Consider the following 22,796-nt stretch of genomic DNA (forward strand, 5'->3'; position numbering starts at 1 on the left):
CGTCGCAACACATCCGGCACAAGCAGTGCCATGACTCCGAATATTCGCGCCCTTCTCGTTCACCTTTTCACCGCAACAGGTGCGGTTTTCGCCATGCTCGCGATGCTCGCCGCGGCACGGACCGAATGGAGCCTGATGTTCCTGTGGCTGGTGGTGGCCTTTGTCGTCGATGGGATCGACGGACCGCTTGCCCGCCGATATCAGGTCAAACATTATGCCCCGGAGTTCGACGGGGTGCTGCTCGACCTGATCATCGACTATCTGACCTATGTGTTCATCCCGGCCTTTGCATTGTTCCAATCCGGATTGATGGATGGCTGGACGGGCTGGTTCGCGATCATCGTCATCACCTTTACCAGCGCGTTGTATTTCGCCGACACGCGCATGAAAACCAAGGACAATTCCTTTTCCGGTTTTCCCGGATGCTGGAATATGGTGGTGCTGGTCATCTTTGCGCTTCATCCGAATTTCTGGGTCATCCTCGCCATTGTCACCGCACTCGCCATCACCATGTTCACGCCGCTGAAATTCGTTCATCCGGTGCGCACCGAGCGTTGGCGGTCGGTCACTTTGCCGATGGCTCTGGCGTGGACATTCTTTGCCGGCTGGGCGGCCTGGGTCGATTTTCATCCGCAGAGCTGGGCGCATTGGGGATTGGTTGTCACCTCGCTCTACCTGTTGTTCGCAGGTATCGCGCAGCAGATCATTCCCCCAAAATCCGACCACAACACCAACCCGTAGCCGCGCACCCCGTCACATCACGTCGTCCAGCGTGATCTCGCTCCCGTTGAAGGTAAAGCGATCACCTTTTCCCAGTCCGTCGATTGCCTTGTAGATGGGGCTCTGAGTCGAAATTCCCATATATGTCACACCATTGCATTCAAATTTGGTCGTTGACACCACGACGACGAAATGTCGCCCGTTGAATGAGACCACCGCGCCGGGTCGCACCCTGTCCGTTACCGAAAAATCGGTGTTTTCGATCACGTCGATCTTGGCGTGATGCGCATGAACCGGGTGATCGAACGCAGCCGCCAGATCCGCGTTTTCGCGTGCATCCGCGATATCGTCCTTGTCATGCGCCTCGCGGTCGTCGAGTTGCGCTTCGCGCAGGAAACTTTCGTAATGCGCTTTGGCTTCGGCCAGCTCGCCCTCTTCCAGCGTCATCAACTTGTCGCGCAGGGCCTTTTTCAACGCGGCCGGGTCTTGGTTGTTCATCGTCGGTTTCCTCTTGCTGAAAGGCATTCACGATAAAGTGGTCATCGTGGCGGCAACTTGCAATCGAAACAACGTGGCGGCCCGTCAGATAAGCAAACCCGCCGCCCCTTCGTGGCGCAAAAGGGCCACCTTGGTCTCGATCCCGCCGGCGCCGGAATACCCGCCCAGCCCGCTGGCGCCGAGAACCCGGTGACAGGGGATGATGATCGGGATCGGATTGCCGCCACACGCCTGGCCCACCGCCTGAGCCGGGGCCTTCAAATCGCGGGCGATGTCGCCATAAGTCCGCGTATGACCGACCGGGATCGCCCGCATCGCGTCGCACACGGAGTTCTGGAACGCGCTGCCCTCAACCCTGAGGGGCAGGTCGAACCCATTTTCAGGGTCATCGAAATAGGCGGCCAACTGGCGCGCCGCCTGATCCAGCAATGCGGAATGCTCTGTGCACGCCCCACCCCAGTCGATCCGCGTGATCGCGCCGTTCTCTTCGGTGATCGTCACCGCACCGGTCGGCGTCGGAACCGTCAGCCGACGCATCTCATGGTCTCCGCATCCTGCATGCGACCACATTGCCCCCGATTTATGCCGCGCACAACACGAGCGGGAATGGCGCCGGCCCCATAACGGGGCCGGTGTGCGTGTCAGCCAAGCGCGCTGTCACAGCGCCCACAGACGCCGGGATGGCTATGCGTGCCGACATCCGGCAGGATCTTCCAGCAGCGTTGGCATTTCTCGCCCTGTGCTGCGGCGAACACCACGGCGACGCCCGGCACATCGTCCAGCGCGAACGCCCCTTCCGGCGCCGCATCGGTGCTCAGTTCGATCTGCGACGCGATGCAGACATCGGCAAAGTTCACGCGCTGCAACATCTCGACCATGTCGGCGTTTTCCAGATAGACGACCGGCGCGGCTTCGAGGCTCGATCCGATAACCTTGTCGCGGCGCTGAAGTTCGAGCGCCGCAGTGACGACACGGCGGACCTTGCGGACCTGCTCGATGGTCGATGCGAGTTCGGGCCGCAGCCAGTCCTCGGGTGTGTCGGGCATGTCCTGCAGGTGGATCGAACTGTCTTCGCCCGGGAACCGTTCCAACCAGACCTCTTCGGTCGTGAACACCAGTATCGGTGCCAGCCAGGTGGTCAGCCGATGGAACAGCATGTCAAGAACGGTCAGCGCCGCGCGACGTTGCAGGCTGTCATCCGCATCGCAATAGAGCACGTCCTTGCGGATATCGAAATAGAACGCCGACAGATCGACCGTCGCAAAGGTAAAGACCTTTTGGAACACGCCCTGGAAATCGAATGCGGCATAGCCCGCGCGCACCTCGGCATCGAGTTCGGCGAGGCGGTGCGCCACCCATTGCTCCAGCGGCGGCATGTCGGCGGGATCGACCGGTTCGACATTGTCGAAATCACCCAGCGAACCGAGCATGAACCGCAGCGTGTTGCGCAGGCGACGATAGCTGTCGGCCACACCCTTGAGGATCTCGGGGCCGATCCGCTGGTCGGCGGTATAGTCGGTCTGGGCAACCCAAAGGCGCAGGATATCGGCACCGTATTGCCTGACCACCTCCTCGGGCACGATGGTGTTGCCAAGCGACTTGGACATCTTGATGCCCTTCTCGTCCAGCGTGAACCCGTGTGTGACCACGTTGCGGTATGGCGCGCGGCCGATTGTGCCGCAGGCCTGCAACATGGAGGAATGAAACCAGCCGCGATGCTGGTCGGTGCCTTCCATATAGACATCGGCAATACCGTCCGCGGTGCCATCCGCACGGTCGCGCAGGACAAACGCATGCGTCGAACCCGAATCAAACCACACGTCGAGCACATCGAACACCTGATCATAGTCCTCGGGCGCGGCGATTCCGTCCAGTACCTGCTCCTTGAACCCGTCCGTGTACCAGACATCGGCACCGTGCTCTTCGAACGCGGCCTTGATGCGGGCGTTCAGTTCGGCATTGCGCAGCAGATACTCCGGATCGGTCGGCAAGGCGCCCTTTCTGGTAAAACAGGTCAACGGCACACCCCAGGCGCGCTGGCGCGACAGCACCCAGTCGGGACGTGCCTCGATCATCGAATACAGGCGGTTGCGACCCGACGCCGGCGTCCATTTCACCAGTTCGTCGATCGAACGCAGGGCGCGCTCGCGGATGCTGTCGCCCATCTCGTTCATGCCGTCATCCAGCTTGCGGTCCACCGACGCAAACCACTGCGGCGTGTTGCGATAGATGATCGGCGCCTTGGACCGCCACGAATGCGGATAGCTGTGCTTGATCTTGCCGCGCGCCAGCAGCCCGCCGACCTCGGCCAGCTTGTCGATCACGGTCTTGTTCGCATCGCCCTCGCCGCCCTTTCGCGACAGGATGTAGGTGCCGCCAAAGAACGGCAGATCGGCGCGGAAGCTGCCATCGTCCATCACGTTGTAGGTGATGACCTGTTCCAGCATGCCGAGATCGCGGTAGAGTTCGAACTCCTCCATCCCGTGTGACGGCGCACAATGGACAAAACCCGTTCCTTCGGTATCGGTCACGAAATCGGCCGCGCGGAAATCGCGGATGTCATCCCATTCGCCGTTGGCCCCTTCGGCGCCTGCCAGCGGATGCTGCAACTGGATCCTGGCCAGATCGTCCTGGGTGACGTCACACAGGCGGCGATACATGGACTCGTCCAGCCGCGCACGTGCGAACACGTCGTCGGCCACCTTGTCGGCCAGCAGGTAGCGCTCACCGATCCTGGCCCAGCATTCCTCGGGACGGCCCGTCACTTCGTACAGCCCGTATGAAATGTCCTTGCCGTAAACCACCGCCTTGTTCGACGGCATGGTCCAGGGCGTCGTGGTCCAGATCACGACATAGGCATTGTCCAGCGTGGTATCGCCAGTGTTCACCACCTTGAACTTCACCCAGATGGTAAAGCTCTCCTTGTCGTGATACTCGACCTCGGCCTCGGCCAGCGCGGTCTTTTCGATGGGAGACCACATGACCGGTTTCGAGCCCTGATACAGGGTACCGTTCATCAGGAACTTCATGAACTCGTCCGCGATCACCGCCTCGGCGTGATAGTCCATCGTCACATACGGGTCGGCCCAGTTGCCGGTGACACCCATCCGCTTGAATTCTTCACGCTGGATGTCGATCCAGCCGGCCGCGAACTTGCGGCATTCCTGGCGGAAATCGATGACCGGGACCTCGTCCTTGTCGCGACCCTTCTTGCGGTACTGCTCTTCGATCTTCCACTCGATCGGCAGACCGTGACAATCCCAACCCGGAACGTAACGCGCGTCATATCCCATCATCTGATGGCTGCGCACGATCATGTCCTTGATGGTCTTGTTCAGCGCGTGACCGATATGCAGATGCCCGTTGGCATAGGGCGGGCCGTCATGCAGTGTGAACGGCGCACGCCCTTCTTTCTCGCGCAGGCGATCGTAGACCCCGATCCTTTCCCATCGTTCGAGCCAGGTCGGCTCGCGCTTGGGCAGCCCCGCGCGCATCGGAAAATCGGTCTTGGGCAGGTTCAGTGTCGATTTATAATCGGGCGTTTCGGTCGTCGTATCGGCGCACATGGGCGGCGTCCTCTGGATCAGTCAAGTCGGAAGGATTGAAAGCGGTCGGTGCGAACACTCAAACACCTTTGCCCGGCGTCTCAGGGTCAGAGCGCCGGGGATATAATTCGAATAATGATCCGTACCATGCGCATCATGATCCGGCTTATAGGGCGCGGCGAACGGATGGTCCAGAGTCTCCGGACGCGCCGCAGGCGCACAGCAAAAACGCGCACTTCGATCCGTTGCGCGATCTACACGTGGCTGAACCCGGCGCCGTACATGGCTGTCTCGGGCATGGCGTTCACCCCGGTGCCTGCCGCGCGGCTTGCAGGTCTCACGCCGGTTCCATGTTACGAGTCAGGAGCCAAGGCGCGCAATCATCTCGACCGGCGCAATCTGCCCGCCGTGCAAGGCTGCGACCATGTTGCTGATCTTGAGTCCTGCATCCGGTCCCATCACAAGGTGCAATCCCAGCACCGGCTGGCCTTCTACCTTGTTCTGTCGCGCCATCATGCGGGCAAAGAAATCCAGCGCGAATGCGCTTCGGTCGGTTTCCGACCGGATATTGAACCCTGCGTCCGTCAATGCGTCGCGATAGGCCTCTGGCGGGCAAAGTGCACTTTGTTCCGGACCACTCGCCCAGGGCACCGGATAGGAAAGCTCCGCGTCGTCCACCGCCATCACGTCAAATATGCCGAATACGCCGCCCGGCTTCAGAACCCGGGCAACCTCGGCGGCAAGAGCCGGCTTGTCCGAGATATTCATGCCGACGTGGATCATATAGGCGACGTCGAACTGATTGTCGTCAAACGGCATGTCCAGAATGCTGCCCTGTCGCAACTCGACAAGATCCGCCATCAGGGCCTGACCGGTCAGCGCATTGCCGGTGGCGACAAAATCCGCGCTGAGATCGAGACCGGTGACACGTGCGCCGCTGGTCTTGGCGACATATCGTGCCGGGCCGCCAAGGCCGCATCCGAGATCCAGCACCTTGTTGCCCGCTGAGACCTTCAGGTTTTCAAGCAGATGATGCGTGGCCCTGCGCCCGCCGATATGGAACTCGTCAAACAAAGCGAGGGTTTCGAGATCCAGCGGCCGACGCGCGCCGACCTCTGCCAGGGCGGCCTCGATACGGTCAAGCAGCGCAGTGCTGGAATAGTGTTTCGCAACTTCGGAAAGCTCCGTCACTGCACGTCTCCCGCAGAGTTTCATGCAATCATACCGCCACAAAGTGACCTAACGTCAACACACTAAATATTACCGGCAGCTTTATGCCTCTTTTGTACCGAACAGACCGCCGAGCGCGTTCTTGACGATCTTGCGCACCGAAGGCTTGCGTCTGGGCGAGAAGGGCAAGGGACGGCAGACTTCCATTGCAGCCGCCCCCACCCGCGCCGACAATGCGCCGTTCACCAGCCCCTCGCCAAAGCGCCGCGACAGCTTTGACAGGAGCGACCCGCCAAGCAACGGTTCGAGCAGGTCATCGCCCACCGCGACCGCGCCGGTCGCCACGAGATGTGTGAACACCGCGCGCGTCAGCCGCCAGCTTCCGATCAGACCCGAGCGTCCACCATAGATCTCGGCGATCCGCCGGATCATGCGCAGGTTCGCAGCGAGCGCGGTTGCCACATCCGCCAGCGCCAGCGGAACGAGCGCAGTCACTGCCGCGACCTGCCGGGCGGCGGCTTCGACTTCGCGGCTGGCGGCGGCATCCAGAGGCGCAAGCAGTTCGACCTCGGCAAGGTTGAGCAACCCGGAGGCATCGAATTGTTCGCCCATCCGCTCGCTCAGCGATTGCCGACCCCACCGCGTATCGTCGCGACCGGCGTAGAACGCGAGCAACCGCTTGGTGACGGCACGCGCCTGCTCCAGATCTTCTTCGGCCAGCGCGGCATCCGCGGCACGGTGCAGGCTGTCGATCCGGCCCAGCCGCGCGATCGCCGCCAGTTCGCGCAGCGCGATCACCAGGAGGACACCCAGCATGGCGACGAAGAGAACCGTGACAACGATGCCAAACACCGGCGCGCGCGCCAGCAGGCCGGTCACGAAATCCCACGCCGCAACGGAAACCATTGCGCCAATCACCGCCCCCGCAAGGCCCCAGAACCAGCTGGCGAGCCGCGAGGGCCGACGCGCGACCAGCCGGGCCGCCATCTGCATGGCCTGTCCGTCAGGTGCCGGCGTATCGGGCACCGGCGGCGCATCGGCCACCGATACGGGCGGTTCGCGGTCTTCCAGATCGATCAGAATCGGGCCCCTTGTCATGCCGCGATCTCCTTTTGCCAGACATAGGTCCGTGCGGCGTCGGGCGTCTCGTCCCACGGCACGACACCGACCGGGTCAACGGGCACGAACCCCTCTCGTGCGTAAAAGCGGCGCGCGCCCGTATTCGCCGCAGGCGTTTTCAGGTGCAGCCGCGAAACATTGCGTTTTGCCTCCTGCATGAGTTGCCGACCGATCCCCCGGCCCCGCGCTTCAGCCGCGGTATACAGCGCACATATTTCCTGACCGTCCCGCGCCAGAAACGCCCGCACGCCAGCGGCGTTCACCGCCACGGTCATCCAGTTGCGCGCGATCATCACGTCACAGCACCCGATCGCCTCTGCCGCAGAGCTCAGTTCATCACTCGCGACCTGTCGCAGCGACCGCCACAGGATATCCCCGGTTGCCCCCGCATCCAGCGGAGTTGCCGCGCGCAGAAAGACGTTCACAGCCGGTCACCGATCAGGAACTGCGCCGCGCGGTCAAGCCGGATATGCGGCGGGCCATCCCCCGGCCGCAACTGCAGCGGCGCCGGGGCAAAGGACATCACCTGATAGTCCGCGTCCAGCCATGCCTCTGCACCTTCACGCGCCGGGCCGAGCAATTGCGCCGGGTCCTGCGGCAATTCTCCGGGATAGAAGGCCGCGGCCTTGCCGGTATCGAGCAACCGCCCGCGCACGCAGTTCAGATCGCGCCCCTCGTGGCTGCGCACCTCTTCGGTGGTGGCACGCAGGGCGGCAATCGACATCGCGGCGGTGTCTGCCCCGGCGAACTGCGCGCGATCCCGCGCCTCGCGAGTCAGGGCCTGCATGATCGCGGTCAGACGGCCGTGTTGAAGGTGATGCAGGTGATCCGCCTTGGTCGCGGCAAACAGGATCTTCTCGACCCGCCGCCCCAGGAGCAGCCTGGTCAGAAAGGCATTCGTACCCGGGCGAAACGCCGCTAGGATGTCGGTCATCGCCCCGCGCATGTCCTCAACAGCGCGGGGTCCCTTGTGGATCGCACCCAGGGCATCCACCAGAACCACCTGCCGGTCGATGCGCGCGAAATGATCGCGAAAGAAGGGTTTGACCACTTCCGATTTGTAGGCCTCGAACCGCCGTTCCATCTCGCGCACCAGCGATCGGCGCGGGGCGCTTCCCTGCGCAGGCAGCGGCGCAAAGGTCAGCACCGGCGACCCGGCGAGATCTCCGGGCAACAGAAACCGCCCCGGCGTACAATCATAATAGCCCGCTGCCCGCGCTGCTTTCAGGTAGTCGGTGAATGCCCGCGCCAGGTTTTGCGCCACGGGTTCCTCAAGCGCCGACAGCGGGTCAACGGCGGCAAGCGCCCGGCGGTAATCCTCCGCAGAGGGGCGATCGCGCAATCGCTCCAGCGTCTCCTCGGACCATTGGGCATAGGATTTGTCGAGAAGTGCCAGGTCAAGCAGCCACTCGCCCGGGTAATCCACGATGTCCAGATGGATCGTGCGCGGCCCCTTGAACCCGGACAGCAGGCCGGTTGGGCGCACGCGCAGCGACAGGCGCAATTCGCTGATCGCGCGCGTGCTGTCCGGCCAGCGCGGCTCGCTCGCGGTCAGCGCGCCCAGATGGGTTTCATAGTCGAATCGCGGCACCGTATCGTCGGGCTGCGGTTGCAGGAACGCGGCCTCGATCCGTCCCTCCTGCGCGGCGGCAAGGCCGGGCATGCGTCCGCGATCCATGAGGTTGGCCACAAGTGACGTGATGAACACCGTCTTGCCGGACCGCGCGAGGCCGGTCACGCCCAGCCGGATCACCGGTTCGAACAGTGTTTCGCTGATCGTGTCGCCCACGCTCTCGACACTGCGCACCAGCCCGTCCGCTATCGAAGAAATCACCAAACCCGCACCCTGTCTCGCATTGTCAGCCCCAAGATAGGACGCGCGCGCCGGTGTTACCAGCCTTGCCGTTTGCCGCGGCGCGCGGTAGCAGCGCGCCATGCCGCGTTACGCTCTCAAAGTTGAATACCAGGGTGCGCCCTTTGCCGGCTGGCAAAGGCAGAAGGACCTGCCATCGGTGCAGGGTGCCATCGAGGCGGCGCTTGCCCGGCTCGAACCCCGCGGCCATACGATCGCCGCTGCCGGTCGAACGGATGCCGGGGTGCATGCGCTTGGCCAGGTGGCCCATTGCGACATGCTGCGGGACTGGGATCCTTTCCGCCTGTCGGAAGCCCTGAACTATCACCTGAAACCGGCCCCGATCGCGATTGTCGATTGCGCCACCGTAAGCGATGACTGGCATGCCCGGTTTTCGGCCATCGAGCGCCGCTATCTCTTTCGCCTGTTGATCCGCCGCGCGCCTGCAACGCATGAGGATGGTCAGGTCTGGCAGGTCAAGCATCCGCTGGATGCAGACGCAATGCAGGCCGGTGCCGACCGGTTGATCGGCCGGCACGATTTCACCACCTTCCGCAGTTCGATCTGTCAGGCGGCAAGCCCGATCAAGACGCTGGACGAACTGCGCATCGAAGAGGTCGACGGTTTGTCGGGTCGCGAAGTGCGGTTTCACGTTCGGGCGCGGTCATTCCTGCATAACCAGGTGCGCAGCTTTGTCGGAACGCTGGAACGTGTCGGCAGCGGCGCATGGACACCGGACGATGTCGAAGCCGCCCTGAATGCCCGCGACCGTGCCGCCTGCGGGCCTGTCTGCCCGCCACAGGGGCTGTACCTGGCCGCGGTGCGCTATCCTCACGACCCGTTTGGCTGACCGAACACCGAAGGTGCATCGGCGCGGCGCAGCACATCATGCACCACCCAACGGGCTGATTTTCAGGCCGCGCTGGATGATGCAGGTTCGTATCTGATCGCGCTACTCTGCGGCCTCGGCGTAATCTTCCATCGGCGGGCAGGTACAGATCAGGTGGCGGTCACCATAGACGTTGTCCACGCGGTTCACCGGCGGCCAGTACTTGTCGACCCGGAACGCGCCCGCCGGAAAACAGCCTTGTTCACGCGAATAGGGGCGATCCCAATCCTTGACCAGATCCTCCATGGTGTGAGGCGCGTTCTTGAGCGGGTTGTTGTCCTTGTCGATACGGCCCTCTTCGATATCGCGGATCTCTTCGCGGATTGCGAGCATCGCATCACAGAACCGGTCAAGCTCGGCCTTGGTTTCGCTCTCGGTTGGCTCGATCATCAGGGTTCCGGCGACCGGCCAGCTCATCGTGGGCGCATGGAAACCGTTGTCGATCAGGCGCTTGGCGATGTCATCCACGGTGACACCCGCACTCTCCGCATAGGGGCGTGTATCGATGATACACTCATGCGCCACACGGCCTGTCTTGCCACGATACAGGACGTCGTAGGCCCCTTCCAGCCGCTTGGCGATGTAGTTGGCGTTCAGGATCGCAACCCGCGTCGCCTGGGTCAGACCGTCTCCCCCCATCAGCAGGCAATAAGCCCAGCTGATCGGCAGGATCGAGGGCGAGCCATAGGGGGCCGCCGAGACGGGCCCTTCCTGTCCGCCCGTGGCCGGATGCCCCGGCAGATACGGCTCAAGATGCGCCTTGACCCCGATCGGCCCCATGCCGGGCCCTCCCCCGCCATGCGGGATGCAGAAGGTCTTGTGCAGGTTCAGGTGGCTCACGTCGCCGCCCAGATCGCCGGGACGCGACAGGCCGACCATGGCGTTCATGTTCGCGCCGTCGATATAGACCTGCCCGCCATGCTCGTGCACGATCTCGCAGACCTCGATGATGGTTTCCTCGAACACCCCGTGCGTCGAGGGATAGGTAACCATGCAACCTGCCAGGTCGTCCGCGTGTTTTTCCGCCTTGGCGCGGAAATCTTCCAGGTCGATGTCGCCGTTTGCCGCCGATTTCACCGGTACGACCTTCCAACCGACCATGTTGGCGCTGGCAGGGTTGGTGCCATGCGCGCTCATCGGGATCAGGCAGATGTTGCGGTGCGCTTCACCATTCGCGCGGTGATAGGCCGCAATGGTCAAGAGGCCGGCATATTCACCCTGCGCGCCCGAATTCGGCTGCATCGAGATCGCATCGTAACCGGTGATCTGGCACAGCTTGCTCGACAGGTCCGTGATCAGTTCGTGATAGCCCTGGGCTTGATCCGCCGGACAGAACGGATGCAGACGGGCGAATTCGCGCCAGCTCACCGGCATCATTTCGGCAGCGGCGTTCAACTTCATCGTGCAACTGCCAAGCGGGATCATCGCCCGGTCAAGTGCAAGGTCACGGTCCGCAAGGCGACGCATATAGCGCATCATCTCGGTTTCCGCGCGATTCATGTGAAAGATCGGGTGGGTCAGATATTCGGTCGTGCGATGCAGTTCGTCAGGCACCCGGTATTCCGGTTCGAACTGGTCATCCTTGCGGACTATGCCAAAGGCACGCCAGACCGCTTCGACATTCTCGGGCCGTGTGCATTCATCCAGGCTGATCCCGACGCGGTGCTCACCGACGCGGCGCAGGTTGATGTTTTCATCCACCGCAGATTTCAGAACCGCCGCCTGCAACGGCCCCACATCAACGGTGATGGTGTCAAAGAACGACTTGGGATCGACCTTGAAGCCCGCCTCTTCCAGTCCGCGGGCAAGGCGTACCGTCTTGCGGTGGATCCGCTGCGCAATGGCCTGAAGCCCCTTGGGTCCGTGAAACACCGCATACATCGACGCCATCACCGCCAGCAGCGCCTGTGCCGTGCAGACATTGCTCGTCGCCTTCTCACGGCGGATGTGCTGTTCCCGGGTTTGCAGCGACAGGCGATAGGCGCGGTTGCCGTGGCTGTCGACGCTGACCCCGACCAGCCGCCCGGGCATCGAACGGGCATAGTTCGACTTGGTTGCCATATAGGCCGCGTGCGGCCCGCCATAGCCAAGCGGAACACCAAATCTCTGGGTGCTGCCGACGGCGATATCCGCGCCCATTGCCCCCGGTTCCTTGAGCAGGGTCAGCGCCAGCGGATCGGCCGACATCACGGCAATCGCGTTGTTCTCATGCAGCGCCGCAATCTGGTCGGTGAAATCGCGCACATGCCCATAGGTGCCGGGATACTGGAAGAGCGCGCCAAATACCTTGTCCGCCTCGAGCTTGTCCGGATTGCCGACGATCACTTCGATTCCCAATGGCGCCGCGCGGGTCTGGATCACCGCGATGTTCTGCGGATGGCAATCGCGATCCACAAAGAACGCCCTGGCCTTGGATTTGGCGACCCGCTGCGCCATGGTCATCGCCTCGGCACAGGCGGTCGCCTCGTCCAGCAGCGACGCGTTGGCGATCTCGAGCCCGGTCAGGTCGCTGATCATGGTCTGGTAATTCAGCAGCGCCTCGAGCCGTCCCTGGCTGATCTCCGGCTGATAGGGCGTATAGGCGGTATACCAGGCCGGGTTTTCCAGAATGTTGCGCTGGATCGCCGGCGGCGTCATCGTGCCGTAGTAGCCCTGACCGATCAGGCTGGTCAGGACCTTGTTCTTGCCCGCCGTCAGGCGCATGTGGTGCAGCAATTCGCGCTCGGATTTGGCGCGACCGAAATCCAGCTTGTCTTTCTGCCGGATACCCTTTGGCACCGTGTCGTCGATCAGCGCGTCGATGCTCTCGGCGCCGACCGTGGCCAGCATCTCGTCCATCTCTTGCGGGGACGGGCCGATATGACGGCGATTGGCAAAATCGTAGGGCAGATAGTCGGTTGGCTCAAAAGGCATCGGGTGTCTCCAGAAAAGGCGGGGCCGGTCCCATTGGCGCCCCGTTCGTCATTCTCGTGCCGCAAGATGCGCGCCGGAAGAAAACTCCCGGCGCGCGGGATATTTATGCGATGAAATCCTTGTAGGCGGCTTCATCCATGTAATCCGCCATCGGACCGGTGTCGGACGGCTTGATCTTGAAGAACCATGCTTCGCCCTGCGCGTCCTCGTTGACCAGACCCGGATTGTCGGCCAGCGCCTCGTTCACCTCGACGATTTCGCCGTCCAGCGGGGCGAGAATATCGCTCGCCGCCTTGACGCTCTCGATCACGACGATCTCGTCATCCTTGCTGACCGCGCTGCCGGCCTCGGGCAGTTCCACGAATACGACATCACCCAGTTGTTCCGCCGCATGCTCGGTGATGCCGACAACGATCAGTTCACCTTCTTCCAGCAGCCATTCATGTTCTTCGGTAAATTTCATGTCCGGTTTTCCCTCTTGGACTAGCGCTTGAAATTGGCGGTCACGAACGGCAGCTTCGCGACCGTGAGCGGCAGGCGCTTGCCGCGCAGCTCGCCATATACTGTGGTGTCTGGTGTCGCGAGGTCGGCAGGCAGATAGCCCATCGCCACCGGCCCCCCAACGGTCGGGCCAAAGCCCCCGGATGTGATGGCGCCGATCTGCTCGCCGCCTTCGGCCTCGGCGAACAAGGCAACGCCCTCGCGCATCGGCGCCCGCCCCTGCGGCCGCAGGCCGACGCGCTTGCGATCCGGCCCCGAAGCGATTTGCCCCAGCACCGGCTCGGCCCCGGGGAAGCCGCCTGCACGGTCGCCTCCGGCACGGCGGATTTTCTGGATCGCCCAGGTCAGCCCGGCCTCGGCGGGCAGAGTGGTTTCATCGATGTCATGGCCATACAGGCACAGCCCGGCTTCCAGACGCAGGGAATCCCGCGCGCCCAGGCCAATGGGCGCAACCGCGTCATTGGACAACAGGGTGCGCGCCAGCGACTCGGCATGGTGTTCGGGAACCGAGATTTCAAAACCGTCCTCACCGGTATAGCCCGACCGCGAGATCCAGCAATCCACGCCATCCAGTTCCAGGGTCGCGACATCCATGAATGCCATCTCGGCGACACCCGCGTTCAGCCCGGCCAGCACGGCCTCGGCCGCCGGCCCCTGCAACGCGAGCAACGCACGGTCGGTGACAGGTGTCACAGAAACCGCCGGTTCCAGAGCCGCCTTCATGCGTGCGATATCCGCGTCCTTGCAAGCGGCATTGACCACCACGTAAAGGTGATCGCCCCGGTTGGCGAACATCAGGTCATCGAGGATGCCGCCCGCGTCATTCAGGAACAGACCGTATCGCTGCCGCCCTTCGGGCAGGCCCGCCACATCCATCGGAACAAGTTTTTCAAAAGCAACGGCGATGTCGGCCATCGGCGCGCCGGACAGGATCACCTGCCCCATGTGGCTGACATCGAACAGCCCGGCGCTTTGCCGTGTGTGGCTGTGTTCCGCCATGATCCCGTCGGGAAACTGCACCGGCATGTCATATCCGGCAAAGCCAACCATACGTGCGCCCAGCTCGACATGCAGCGCATGCAGCGGCGTGTGTTTCAGATCGGTCATACCTGCTCCTGTCACAGGCCGATGCGATTATGTAGAATCATCCCGGCACCCCAAACCCGCGCGACATGGCGCGGCACGATGCCCCCTCTGTCCTTTCGCCTGAGATCGCTATCCCTTCGGCGGACGCCAGGCGTCACTCTCCAGAGTTCGATAAGCAGACGGTCCTTTCGCCTGAGAGTTTCCGGGGCGGTTGCTCCTTCGGCACCGGACGATTCGCCCGGTTCTCCCGCATGCTTTCGTATACCGTAACGTCACCGCGAATATCCGGCAACCCCCTGCTTGCGACCTGCCCGGGACGATTGCCGGATCGCGCAAATGCGCTCCTCCGCGGCATAATCCGGTTGCCGTAGGCGCGTTTGGGGGCAAGGATGCCCGCATGACCGCCCTCGCGCCCAAGAAACGCCGCCCGGCGACCGCGCTGATCGCCTTTGTCCGCGCTCTTTCCATGGAAGAGCCGGTGGCGCTTGCCGAGGTTGACGCGCTCGTCGATTCTGTTTGCGCCGATCCCGCCGAGCGGGCCGCGCTCGTGTCGGCCTTGCAGCAGGTCAACCACGACGAGGTGACCTTTGTGCTGTGCGATCTGATCGGGCGGCGGATCGCACGACTGCGCGAACGCGAAAGCGGCCTGCGCGACCTTGACGAGGTGATCGGCGTCTGGACCCAGCGGCTGAGCGCCGGGGCGCTTCTGGCGGCGGCGGGCGCGGCGATTGCCGGTGCCCTGATCGGCACTCCCGCCATTGCCGCGCTGGCGGTGCCCGCCGTCGGGGGAATCGCCGTGGCGCTCGGCAGGTTGCGGCTGCGCCGGGGGCAGGCCGCAATCGGCCGCGAGCGTGAGGAAACCGAGCATTTGCTGCGAAACGTGCAGGATTCGCGGTAAGGCGGAGCGGTCGTAAAGAATCCTTTTTTCGCAATGCGCTACGCCTTATTCTCGCGTCCGGGACAGCGGGTGTTCCGGTATATCTCGCGCGATTCGGGGTAAGCCTGCTGGTTTCGACACGAATTCCGGGCATATTCGGGGCTGTCGATAGTGGAAATCCTGTCCGGGATCGCCTATATTGGGGGTCAGAGAAGGAGTTCTGTGATGTTTGAGACTCTTGGTTTGGATGGCCTGATACTGGGAACCAGCGTTTGCGCGGGTCTTATTGGCCTGGGTGCTGCGTCGTACATGAGCTTTCGCGCGCGTCAGGCGGAGACGGTGCCGGATGTCAGTAAAAGCGTCAAATCGGCGCCTTATCACCGCCTTCACAACATTTTGCCGATCGAGCGCTGAAACGGCGCTCTAGCCCTCCGGCCCCATCCTGTTGAACCAGTCGAAATCGCGCACGCTGATCACGCCGGACAGGATGATGGCAACGACCACCCCCCATATAACCAGCGCCACGCCCGTGGTGATCAACGCCTTTTTCCTGATATTGTGAATTTCAGGCGCCCCGGCGTGGGTGCCCGGTTCGACCTTTCCCATGTCGCCCTGCGTTCGCAGACGGATCGGCAGGGCGATAAAGAAGGTCATGAACCAGATGATCGCGAACAGAACGATTGCCGATGCGATGGACATGCGAGACTCCTGTTTTCAGTAAGCTGTCGCTCAGACCTGTTCCAGTTCGACAAGACAGCCGTTGAAATCCTTGGGGTGCAGGAACAGCACGGGCTTGCCGTGGGCGCCAATCTTGGGATCGCCGTCGCCCAGCACCCGCGCACCCGTCGATTTCAGATGATCGCGCGCTGCGAGAATGTCCTCGACCTCATAGCACACATGATGGATGCCGCCCGAGGGATTCTTGTCGAGAAACCCCTGAATCGGGCTGTTGTCGCCCAGCGGGTAAAGAAGTTCGATCTTGGTATTCGGCAATTCGATGAATACCACGGTCACCCCGTGATCGGGTTCGTCCTGTGGCGCGCCAACCTTGGCACCAAGAGCACCGGCATATTGCGCTGACGCGGCCTCAAGGTCCGGTACGGCGATGGCAACATGGTTCAGGCGTCCGATCATGAATCTTTCCTCATCTGCTTTGGTCACGACCTTATGCGTCGCGCGCCGGGCAAGGGCAATGGGACCAAATCGCCCATTTGGCACAACACGCGTCAGAGATCGACCGTCAGCGTCACCCGGTCGCCGCAAAACCACGTCCGGCCGTATTCCACCGGTGTCCCGCCGCCATCGACATTCACGCTTGTCGTCCGCAACAGCGGATCGCCTTCGCGGATTTCGAGATGCAGGGCCTGCGTCGCATCGGCCAGCACCGCGGTCAAGCGCGTTGAGGCGCGGGTATAATCGGGAATGCCGACGCGGCGCAGTGCTTCGGTGACACTGCTGGTCTCAGCCAATGCCGCGTCGATTCCCGCCAGTCGCTGCATCGGAAACACGCTTTCGAACACCGCGATTGGCACGCCATCCGCCAGCGACAGGCCATGATAGGCGCACACCTCGCTGCCTGACGCAATTGCAAGCGTCTCAGCTTCGGTCGTTGTTGCGGCGCGGATTTCAATCTGCAACACGCGCTTGAGAGGGATACGCCCCGCCGCCAGCAGGTTTTCGTGAAATCGCACGCGCTGGCTGATCGGATAGCTCGCCGGAGTCGCGGCCACAAAGGCGCCCGACCCGCGGCGGGTGCGGACCAACCCGGCCTCGACAAGATCGGCCAGGGCGCGGCGTACCGTATGCCGATTGACCCCGAACCGCGCCGCCAGCGTCGCCTCGGTCGGCAGTTTGTCCCCCGGACCGTACCGGCCCTCTGCGATGTCACTGCGAAGTGCATTTGCGATGGCGCGCCAGACCGGTGTGCGGGGGCGATCATGTTCATACAAAATTCACAAATCCCTGCTGTCGCGAATCGTCGTCTCTGCTATGATGTGTCTAGTTGTATAGTAACAGACGAAGTTGTCGAGATGAAGGATACAAAACGCCAGACCTGGATGAGCCTCCTGGCCAAGGCGGATGCAGGCCGTGTTCCCGAATTGCTCGGACAGGCCGGACCCCACCCGGATTTCGAATGGCTGCGCGCCCCGGAAATCGGCAGCGTGATGGTGCAGGGCCGCACCGGCGGAACCGGCGCACCATTCAACCTGGGCGAAATGACCGTGACGCGCTGCACTCTGCGACTGAGCAGCGGCGAGGTCGGTCACGCCTGTCTCAAGGGACGCCGCAAGGGTGACGCAGAAGCCGCCGCCGTGGTTGACGCTCTGATGCAGACATCGGCCGCAGCCCGGATGCGCAGCGAGGTCCTCGGCCCGCTGGCAGAAGACGCCGCGAGGGCCAGACACTGCCGCGCCGCCAAGGCAGCAGCAACCAAAGTCGATTTCTTCACGATGGTCAGAGGAGAGGATTGATGCGGACAGACACCCTATCCGGCGGCTTCACCGATCCGTCCGTCCAGTCGGCGCACGCGTTTCGCGGCGTCATGGAGGCGATGGCGCGTCCCGGCACGATCCAGGACATCGACGGAGCAGAGCCTCCTGCGCCCTTGTCCAGGGCCGCGGGCGCGGTTCTGCTGACACTGTGCGATACGGAAACACCCATCCATCTGGCTGGCGCGACCGATTGTGACGCGGTGCGCAGATGGCTTGCCTTTCATACGGGCGCGCCCTTGTCAGGACCGTCTCACTGCATGTTCGCGGTTGGCGCATGGGGGGCGCTTGCGCCCGTGTCCAGCTATCCGGTCGGCACCCCGGAATATCCGGATCGTTCGGCAACACTGATCGTCGAATGCGCAGAGCTTGCAGCATCTGGCGCGACGCTCCGGGGCCCCGGGATCAGGGAGACCGCGCGCCTGTCGTTACCGGACACAGAATTCTTCCGGACCAATCGCGCACATTTCCCGCTGGGGCTTGATTTCATCTTTACCAGCGGCAGCCAACTGGCGGCTCTGCCCCGCACAACCGAGGTATCCTGATGTATGTTGCTGTCAAAGGGGGCGAACGTGCGATTGAAAACGCGCATGCCTGGCTCGCCGAGGAACGAAGGGGCGACACGGATGTTGCGGAACTCGACATTCAGCAGATACGCGAACAGCTGAGCCTCGCGGTCAACCGGGTCATGGCAGAGGGATCGCTGCATGATCCCGACCTCGCCGCGCTCGCGATCAAGCAGGCACGCGGCGACCTGATCGAGGCGATTTTCCTGATCCGTGCCTATCGCACCACCCTGCCCCGGTTCGGTATGACCAAACCGATCGAAACCGCCGAAATGGCCTGTGACCGGCGGATCAGCGCCACGTTCAAGGATGTTCCCGGCGGTCAGATCCTCGGGCCGACCTTCGACTACACCCATCGTCTGCTGGACTTCAAGCTGGCCGCCGAGGGCGAACCGGTGACGGCGGAGCAACGCGATGCCGACCCCGCCCCGGTTCCGCATGTCACCGAATTCCTGAACCGCGAATCGCTGATCGAAGAGGCCCCGCAGGACGACACGCCCCCGCCCGACCTGACCCGAGAACCGCTGGAACTCCCGGCGGCGCGCGCGTTGCGGCTTCAGGCGCTCAGCCGCGCGGATGAGGGGTTCACGCTCTCCATGGCCTATTCGACCCAGCGGGGCTATGCGCGCAACCACGCCTTTGTCGGAGAACTGCGCGTCGGGACCGTTCCGGTCGAAATGGAAATCCCCGAGTTGGGTTTCGCGGTCGAGATCGGGGAAATCACCTTGACCGAATGCGAAACCGTGAACCAGTTCAAGGGCTCGCGCACCGAGCCGCCGCAATTCACCCGGGGTTACGGCCTGGTTTTCGGTCATTCCGAGCGCAAGGCGATCTCGATGGCGCTGGTCGATCGCGCCCTGCGATGGGAGGAACTTGGCGAAGACAACTCGGGCGCCCCGGCGCAGGATGCCGAATTCGTCCTCTACCACGCCGACAATATTCAGGCGTCCGGTTTTCTCGAACATATCAAACTGCCCCATTACGTCGATTTTCAGTCCGAACTGGAACTGGTGCGCAAGATGCGGCGCGAAGCGAATGCCCAGACGCGGGAGGCAGCCGAATGAGCGGGTACAATTTCGCCTATCTCGACGAACAGACCAAGCGGATGATCCGCCGCGCGATTCTCAAGGCGCTGGCTATCCCCGGTTACCAGGTGCCATTCGCCAGCCGCGAAATGCCGATGCCTTATGGCTGGGGCACCGGGGGCGTTCAGGTTTCGGCCGCGGTGCTGACGCCCGAGGATCGTTTCAAGGTGATCGACCAGGGGGCCGACGACACGACCAATGCGGTCTCGATCCGGCGCTTCTTCGAACGGACCGCCGGTATCGCCACGACCACCGCGACGAGTCACGCGACGGTGATCCAGACCCGCCACCGCATCCCCGAAGAGCCACTGCGCGAGGGGCAGATCCTGGTCTATCAGGTCCCGATCCCGGAACCGTTGCGCTTTCTTGAACCGCGCGAAAGCGAAACCCGCAAGATGCACAGCCTCGCGGAATACGGCTTGATGCATGTCAAGCTCTACGAGGACATAAGCCGCCACGGCCATATCGCGACGACCTATGCCTACCCGGTCAAGGTCGAGGAGCGCTATGTGATGGATCCGTCGCCAATCCCCAAATTCGACAATCCGAAACTGTCGGACTGCGCGGCGATCCAGCTCTTTGGCGCAGGACGCGAGCAGCGGATATATGCGCTGCCGCCTTATACCACTGTGACCAGCCTCGATTTCGAAGATCATCCGTTTGATCCGTCCAGGGCCGATCACCCCTGCGGTCTCTGCGGATCGGTTGAGACCTATCTGGACGAAGTGATCATGGACGATGCCGGCGGCCGGATGTTCGTCTGTTCCGACACAGATCATTGCGAGACCCGTCAAAATGCCGGCTATCGCGGAAAGGACGCAGGATGACCCCGCTGCTTTCAGTGCAGGGCATGACCCGCAGCTACGGCAACCACCTTGGATGTTCGGACGTGTCGTTCGATCTCTACCCCGGCGAGGTCATGGGCATTGTCGGCGAGAGCGGGTCGGGCAAGTCCACCCTGCTGAACTGCCTGGCGGGGCACCTGACGCCGGATGCCGGATCGGTGATCTATGACACCCGGGGACACGGCCCGCGCGACACCGTGACGATGTCGGAACCCGAACGTCGGATGCTCGGCCGGACCGACTGGGCCTTTGTCCACCAGCGTGCCAGCGACGGGCTGCGCATGGGGGTGTCGGCAGGCGGCAATGTGGGCGAGCGCCTGATGGCAATCGGCAACCGCCATTATGGCGACATTCGCGGACACGCAATCGACTGGCTGGACCGCGTCGAGATCGACGCGGGGCGCATCGACGACCGTCCGGTCACGTTTTCCGGCGGCATGCAGCAGCGGCTTCAGATCGCGCGAAACCTCGTGACCGGACCAAGGCTTGTTTTCATGGACGAACCGACGGGCGGGCTGGATGTCAGCGTGCAGGCGCGGCTGCTTGACCTGTTGCGCGGGCTGGTCCGCGACATGGGGCTTTCGGCGATCATCGTCACCCATGATCTTGCGGTCGTGCGACTTCTGGCGGACCGGCTGATGGTGATGAAATCGGGGCGCGTGGTGGAACACGGGCTGACCGACCGGGTGCTTGACGATCCGCAACACGCCTATACGCAGTTGCTCGTCAGTTCGGTATTGCAGGTGTAAGGACACGAAGATGATCGAACTCAGAAATGTTTCCAAGACCTTCACGCTGCACAACCAGGGCAGTGCCGTCATCAACGTGCTTGCGCATGTCGATCTCAGCGTCCGGCCCGGCGAATGTGTCGCGCTGACGGGGTCATCCGGGGCGGGCAAATCCACGCTGATGCGGATGATCTATGGCAACTACATGGCCCGGAGCGGCGCAATCCGCGTCGGAGGCGTCGATCTGGTTCAGGCCGAACCGCGCGAGATCATCCGCATCCGGCGCGAGACACTGGGCTATGTCAGCCAGTTCCTGCGCGTCGTGCCCCGCGTTCCGACACTGCAGGTGGTCGCCGAACCGTTGCGCGTCATCGGAACGCCGGCAGACCGCGCCGAGGCACAGGCCCGCGATCTGTTAACCCGGCTGAACATTCCCCGGCGCCTCTGGTCGCTTTCGCCGACAACCTTTTCCGGCGGCGAGCAACAGCGGGTGAACATCGCGCGGGGTTTCGTGCATCCCTATCCGGCGCTGCTGCTGGATGAACCCACGGCGAGCCTCGATCCGGAAAACCGCGACATCGTTCTCGGCCTCATTGAAACCGCGAAACAGCGCGGTGCGGCCATTGTCGGCATCTTTCACGACACCGATGCCAGAAACCGGGTCTGCGACCGCGAGATCGATGTCGGACAATTCACGCCGGAGCAGGCCGCATGAGCGCCGCGGCCCTCATCGCCGTTGTCGGTCCCTCCGGTGTCGGCAAGGACAGCGTGATGTCCGGCATCGCCGCCGCGAAACCGGCGTTCCGGCTGGTGCGCCGCGTCATCACCCGCGCTCCCGGTCTGGGCGGCGAAGACTATGATGCGGTCACCGGATCGGAATTCGCAAAAATGGCACGCAATGGCGCATTCTGCGTGAACTGGCAGGCGCATGGGTTGCACTATGGCGTTCCCGCCGATGTGTTGGCGGATGTCCGCTCCGGGGTCACTTGCATCGCGAATCTCTCGCGGACCGCGCTGGTGCAGGCGGATGGCATCTTTCCCCGCCTGCGCGTGCTCAACATGACGGCCAGCCCATCGGTGCTGCGCCAGCGTCTGATCGCACGCGGGCGCGAATCCGAAGATGAAATCGACCGTCGGCTCATACAGGCTGCGAAACCGCTGCCAGATGGTCTGGATGTGATCGAGATATGCAATGACGGATCGCTGGAGCATACCGTTGACATGGCGCTGGCAGCACTTCAGCCGGTGAGGGTGTAGCATTGGATCAATTCGAAATGCCCATCCTTCCGCTCGCCGACGAGAGCAATGGCATCCATCACAAACGGGGCGGGCAGATCCGGCATATGCGCGGTGGCGGTTTCGTGCCACTGAGCCACCTCGTCAGGAGCCAGACGACCGGTCAGCGTCATGTGAAAGCGGAACTCTTCCATCACGTAGGGATACCCCCAGCGCGTCAGCAACGCGTCCTGTCGTTCGGTCAGGCGCGCGCGGCGGCGGCGCGACAGCTCTGCCGCATCCGGGGGCGCGCGCCAATCGTCGAGCGCGCGAACGCAGGTTGCAGCCACCCGTTCGATGCCGCCCGTATCCCCGACAGGGGTCAGGGCCAGGAACCGCCCGATCCGCGACAGGTGCAGACCCTCGCAGCGCGCCGGAGCACAAGTTGCCGCCATAGCCTGCACCGCCCTTGCCAGCCCGTCCGGATCGCACCCGTCAGCCAGCCGGAATGGCGGCTTGAGCGTGCCGTGAAACCCGTATTTGCGCGGTGTCCGCGTGATCGTGGCAAGCCCGGCAATACCCGGTTGTGCCACCGCGCTGCCGGTTGCCAAATCCCATCCCAGCCAACGCGCCCCAAACTCGGCCAGCGCGCCATGGGGCGGAACGAAGTAGATCGCAAAGCGAGTATATGACATGAA

25 protein-coding genes and 1 riboswitch are annotated in these 22,796 nt (G+C 63.0%); of the genes, 11 read left to right on the forward strand and 14 right to left on the reverse strand.

Annotated features, from left to right (window positions below; genetic code table 11):
* The first annotated feature begins 30 nt into the window (after window positions 1-30).
* On the forward strand, window positions 31-741 hold the full coding sequence (locus AB9K34_RS18360; RefSeq protein ID WP_369955878.1) for a phosphatidylcholine/phosphatidylserine synthase: 711 nt from the start codon (window positions 31-33) through the stop codon (window positions 739-741).
* Between the two features lie 12 nt (window positions 742-753).
* Here the strand turns inward: AB9K34_RS18360 and AB9K34_RS18365 are convergent, their stop codons facing one another.
* The 7 genes from AB9K34_RS18365 to AB9K34_RS18395 form a co-directional block, all read right to left on the reverse strand.
* The gene (locus tag AB9K34_RS18365) at window positions 754-1,218 is read right to left on the reverse strand and encodes a hypothetical protein (RefSeq protein ID WP_369955879.1); all 465 of its coding nucleotides are present in this window, start codon (window positions 1,216-1,218) and stop codon (window positions 754-756) included.
* A gap of 84 nt (window positions 1,219-1,302) precedes the next feature.
* Window positions 1,303-1,755, reverse strand: a complete 453-nt coding sequence (locus AB9K34_RS18370) for a methylated-DNA--[protein]-cysteine S-methyltransferase (protein ID WP_369955880.1) — start codon at window positions 1,753-1,755, stop codon at window positions 1,303-1,305.
* 104 nt (window positions 1,756-1,859) lie between these two features.
* On the reverse strand, window positions 1,860-4,784 hold the full coding sequence (gene ileS / locus AB9K34_RS18375; RefSeq protein ID WP_369955881.1) for an isoleucine--tRNA ligase: 2,925 nt from the start codon (window positions 4,782-4,784) through the stop codon (window positions 1,860-1,862).
* 339 nt (window positions 4,785-5,123) lie between these two features.
* The gene (locus AB9K34_RS18380) at window positions 5,124-5,954 is read right to left on the reverse strand and encodes a class I SAM-dependent methyltransferase (protein ID WP_369955882.1); all 831 of its coding nucleotides are present in this window, start codon (window positions 5,952-5,954) and stop codon (window positions 5,124-5,126) included.
* 81 nt (window positions 5,955-6,035) lie between these two features.
* A complete protein-coding gene (locus AB9K34_RS18385; protein WP_369955883.1) occupies window positions 6,036-7,031 on the reverse strand; it encodes a YcjF family protein in 996 nt (331 codons plus the stop codon).
* Window positions 7,028-7,477: a GNAT family N-acetyltransferase gene (locus AB9K34_RS18390; protein ID WP_369955884.1), complete on the reverse strand. Its 450-nt coding sequence runs from the start codon at window positions 7,475-7,477 to the stop codon at window positions 7,028-7,030. The genes AB9K34_RS18385 and AB9K34_RS18390 overlap by 4 nt, the downstream gene beginning before the upstream one ends.
* Window positions 7,474-8,889 (reverse strand): YcjX family protein, encoded by a 1,416-nt coding sequence (locus AB9K34_RS18395; protein WP_369955885.1) that lies wholly within the window; start codon window positions 8,887-8,889, stop codon window positions 7,474-7,476. The genes AB9K34_RS18390 and AB9K34_RS18395 overlap by 4 nt, the downstream gene beginning before the upstream one ends.
* Before the next feature lie 97 nt (window positions 8,890-8,986).
* Between AB9K34_RS18395 and truA the strand changes: the two genes are divergently transcribed.
* Window positions 8,987-9,754 (forward strand): tRNA pseudouridine(38-40) synthase TruA, encoded by a 768-nt coding sequence (truA, locus tag AB9K34_RS18400; protein WP_369955886.1) that lies wholly within the window; start codon window positions 8,987-8,989, stop codon window positions 9,752-9,754.
* A 102-nt stretch (window positions 9,755-9,856) separates the two neighbouring features.
* On the opposite strand, the gene gcvP is transcribed toward truA, so the two are convergent.
* The 3 genes from gcvP to gcvT form a co-directional block, all read right to left on the reverse strand.
* The gene (gcvP, locus tag AB9K34_RS18405) at window positions 9,857-12,706 is read right to left on the reverse strand and encodes an aminomethyl-transferring glycine dehydrogenase (protein ID WP_369955887.1); all 2,850 of its coding nucleotides are present in this window, start codon (window positions 12,704-12,706) and stop codon (window positions 9,857-9,859) included.
* A 103-nt stretch (window positions 12,707-12,809) separates the two neighbouring features.
* A complete protein-coding gene (gcvH, locus tag AB9K34_RS18410; protein WP_369955888.1) occupies window positions 12,810-13,169 on the reverse strand; it encodes a glycine cleavage system protein GcvH in 360 nt (119 codons plus the stop codon).
* Window positions 13,170-13,189: 20 nt separating this feature from the next.
* Complete coding sequence (gcvT, locus tag AB9K34_RS18415) at window positions 13,190-14,314, reverse strand: glycine cleavage system aminomethyltransferase GcvT (RefSeq protein WP_369955889.1); 1,125 nt, start codon at window positions 14,312-14,314, stop codon at window positions 13,190-13,192.
* A 149-nt stretch (window positions 14,315-14,463) separates the two neighbouring features.
* Window positions 14,464-14,553: riboswitch (glycine riboswitch) on the reverse strand.
* A 137-nt stretch (window positions 14,554-14,690) separates the two neighbouring features.
* Here gcvT and AB9K34_RS18420 point away from each other — a divergent pair.
* Both AB9K34_RS18420 and AB9K34_RS18425 read left to right on the forward strand, forming a co-directional pair.
* On the forward strand, window positions 14,691-15,191 hold the full coding sequence (locus AB9K34_RS18420) for a hypothetical protein (protein WP_369955890.1): 501 nt from the start codon (window positions 14,691-14,693) through the stop codon (window positions 15,189-15,191).
* A gap of 204 nt (window positions 15,192-15,395) precedes the next feature.
* Window positions 15,396-15,584, forward strand: a complete 189-nt coding sequence (locus AB9K34_RS18425) for a hypothetical protein (protein WP_369955891.1) — start codon at window positions 15,396-15,398, stop codon at window positions 15,582-15,584.
* A gap of 9 nt (window positions 15,585-15,593) precedes the next feature.
* On the opposite strand, the gene AB9K34_RS18430 is transcribed toward AB9K34_RS18425, so the two are convergent.
* From AB9K34_RS18430 to phnF, 3 genes are all read right to left on the reverse strand, one after another.
* Complete coding sequence (locus AB9K34_RS18430; protein ID WP_369955892.1) at window positions 15,594-15,869, reverse strand: DUF1467 family protein; 276 nt, start codon at window positions 15,867-15,869, stop codon at window positions 15,594-15,596.
* 30 nt (window positions 15,870-15,899) lie between these two features.
* Entirely contained in the window at window positions 15,900-16,304 is a 405-nt protein-coding gene (gene mce, locus AB9K34_RS18435; protein ID WP_369955893.1) for a methylmalonyl-CoA epimerase, read from the reverse strand.
* A gap of 92 nt (window positions 16,305-16,396) precedes the next feature.
* Window positions 16,397-17,119, reverse strand: coding sequence for a phosphonate metabolism transcriptional regulator PhnF (gene phnF / locus AB9K34_RS18440; protein WP_369955894.1), 723 nt, complete (start codon window positions 17,117-17,119; stop codon window positions 16,397-16,399).
* Between the two features lie 81 nt (window positions 17,120-17,200).
* On the opposite strand from phnF, the gene phnG reads away from it, so the two are divergent.
* Genes phnG through phnN form a run of 7 tightly spaced genes read left to right on the forward strand, consistent with a single transcriptional unit; the run spans window position 17,201 to window position 22,140 of the window.
* Window positions 17,201-17,641 (forward strand): phosphonate C-P lyase system protein PhnG, encoded by a 441-nt coding sequence (gene phnG, locus AB9K34_RS18445; RefSeq protein ID WP_369955895.1) that lies wholly within the window; start codon window positions 17,201-17,203, stop codon window positions 17,639-17,641.
* Entirely contained in the window at window positions 17,641-18,204 is a 564-nt protein-coding gene (gene phnH / locus AB9K34_RS18450; protein WP_369955896.1) for a phosphonate C-P lyase system protein PhnH, read from the forward strand. The genes phnG and phnH overlap by 1 nt, the downstream gene beginning before the upstream one ends.
* Complete coding sequence (locus AB9K34_RS18455) at window positions 18,204-19,289, forward strand: carbon-phosphorus lyase complex subunit PhnI (RefSeq protein WP_369955897.1); 1,086 nt, start codon at window positions 18,204-18,206, stop codon at window positions 19,287-19,289. The genes phnH and AB9K34_RS18455 overlap by 1 nt, the downstream gene beginning before the upstream one ends.
* Window positions 19,286-20,137, forward strand: a complete 852-nt coding sequence (locus AB9K34_RS18460) for an alpha-D-ribose 1-methylphosphonate 5-phosphate C-P-lyase PhnJ (protein ID WP_369955898.1) — start codon at window positions 19,286-19,288, stop codon at window positions 20,135-20,137. The genes AB9K34_RS18455 and AB9K34_RS18460 overlap by 4 nt, the downstream gene beginning before the upstream one ends.
* The gene (gene phnK, locus AB9K34_RS18465) at window positions 20,134-20,904 is read left to right on the forward strand and encodes a phosphonate C-P lyase system protein PhnK (protein ID WP_369955899.1); all 771 of its coding nucleotides are present in this window, start codon (window positions 20,134-20,136) and stop codon (window positions 20,902-20,904) included. The genes AB9K34_RS18460 and phnK overlap by 4 nt, the downstream gene beginning before the upstream one ends.
* Window positions 20,905-20,914: 10 nt before the next feature.
* Entirely contained in the window at window positions 20,915-21,598 is a 684-nt protein-coding gene (phnL, locus tag AB9K34_RS18470) for a phosphonate C-P lyase system protein PhnL (protein WP_369955900.1), read from the forward strand.
* Window positions 21,595-22,140, forward strand: a complete 546-nt coding sequence (phnN, locus tag AB9K34_RS18475; RefSeq protein WP_369955901.1) for a phosphonate metabolism protein/1,5-bisphosphokinase (PRPP-forming) PhnN — start codon at window positions 21,595-21,597, stop codon at window positions 22,138-22,140. The genes phnL and phnN overlap by 4 nt, the downstream gene beginning before the upstream one ends.
* Here phnN and AB9K34_RS18480 read toward each other — a convergent pair.
* The gene (locus AB9K34_RS18480) at window positions 22,122-22,793 is read right to left on the reverse strand and encodes a DUF1045 domain-containing protein (protein ID WP_369955902.1); all 672 of its coding nucleotides are present in this window, start codon (window positions 22,791-22,793) and stop codon (window positions 22,122-22,124) included. The genes phnN and AB9K34_RS18480 overlap by 19 nt on opposite strands.
* Window positions 22,794-22,796 lie beyond the last annotated feature (3 nt).

The organism is Sedimentitalea sp. XS_ASV28, assembly GCF_041224545.1.
Taxonomy (GTDB): Bacteria; Pseudomonadota; Alphaproteobacteria; order Rhodobacterales; family Rhodobacteraceae; genus Sedimentitalea.

Bases quoted from the DNA above. Each gene is read 5' to 3' on its own strand.
- AB9K34_RS18360 (WP_369955878.1), top strand. From the start codon at position 31: ATGACTCCGAATATTCGCGCCCTTCTCGTTCACCTTTTCACCGCAACA.
- AB9K34_RS18365 (WP_369955879.1), bottom strand. From the start codon at position 1,218: ATGAACAACCAAGACCCGGCCGCGTTGAAAAAGGCCCTGCGCGACAAG.
- AB9K34_RS18370 (WP_369955880.1), bottom strand. From the start codon at position 1,755: ATGCGTCGGCTGACGGTTCCGACGCCGACCGGTGCGGTGACGATCACC.
- ileS (WP_369955881.1), bottom strand. From the start codon at position 4,784: ATGTGCGCCGATACGACGACCGAAACGCCCGATTATAAATCGACACTG.
- AB9K34_RS18385 (WP_369955883.1), bottom strand. From the start codon at position 7,031: ATGACAAGGGGCCCGATTCTGATCGATCTGGAAGACCGCGAACCGCCC.
- truA (WP_369955886.1), top strand. From the start codon at position 8,987: ATGCCGCGTTACGCTCTCAAAGTTGAATACCAGGGTGCGCCCTTTGCC.
- gcvP (WP_369955887.1), bottom strand. From the start codon at position 12,706: ATGCCTTTTGAGCCAACCGACTATCTGCCCTACGATTTTGCCAATCGC.
- gcvH (WP_369955888.1), bottom strand. From the start codon at position 13,169: ATGAAATTTACCGAAGAACATGAATGGCTGCTGGAAGAAGGTGAACTG.
- gcvT (WP_369955889.1), bottom strand. From the start codon at position 14,314: ATGACCGATCTGAAACACACGCCGCTGCATGCGCTGCATGTCGAGCTG.
- AB9K34_RS18420 (WP_369955890.1), top strand. From the start codon at position 14,691: ATGACCGCCCTCGCGCCCAAGAAACGCCGCCCGGCGACCGCGCTGATC.
- AB9K34_RS18425 (WP_369955891.1), top strand. From the start codon at position 15,396: ATGTTTGAGACTCTTGGTTTGGATGGCCTGATACTGGGAACCAGCGTT.
- AB9K34_RS18430 (WP_369955892.1), bottom strand. From the start codon at position 15,869: ATGTCCATCGCATCGGCAATCGTTCTGTTCGCGATCATCTGGTTCATG.
- mce (WP_369955893.1), bottom strand. From the start codon at position 16,304: ATGATCGGACGCCTGAACCATGTTGCCATCGCCGTACCGGACCTTGAG.
- phnG (WP_369955895.1), top strand. From the start codon at position 17,201: ATGAAGGATACAAAACGCCAGACCTGGATGAGCCTCCTGGCCAAGGCG.
- phnH (WP_369955896.1), top strand. From the start codon at position 17,641: ATGCGGACAGACACCCTATCCGGCGGCTTCACCGATCCGTCCGTCCAG.
- AB9K34_RS18455 (WP_369955897.1), top strand. From the start codon at position 18,204: ATGTATGTTGCTGTCAAAGGGGGCGAACGTGCGATTGAAAACGCGCAT.
- AB9K34_RS18460 (WP_369955898.1), top strand. From the start codon at position 19,286: ATGAGCGGGTACAATTTCGCCTATCTCGACGAACAGACCAAGCGGATG.
- phnK (WP_369955899.1), top strand. From the start codon at position 20,134: ATGACCCCGCTGCTTTCAGTGCAGGGCATGACCCGCAGCTACGGCAAC.
- phnL (WP_369955900.1), top strand. From the start codon at position 20,915: ATGATCGAACTCAGAAATGTTTCCAAGACCTTCACGCTGCACAACCAG.
- phnN (WP_369955901.1), top strand. From the start codon at position 21,595: ATGAGCGCCGCGGCCCTCATCGCCGTTGTCGGTCCCTCCGGTGTCGGC.
- AB9K34_RS18480 (WP_369955902.1), bottom strand. From the start codon at position 22,793: ATGTCATATACTCGCTTTGCGATCTACTTCGTTCCGCCCCATGGCGCG.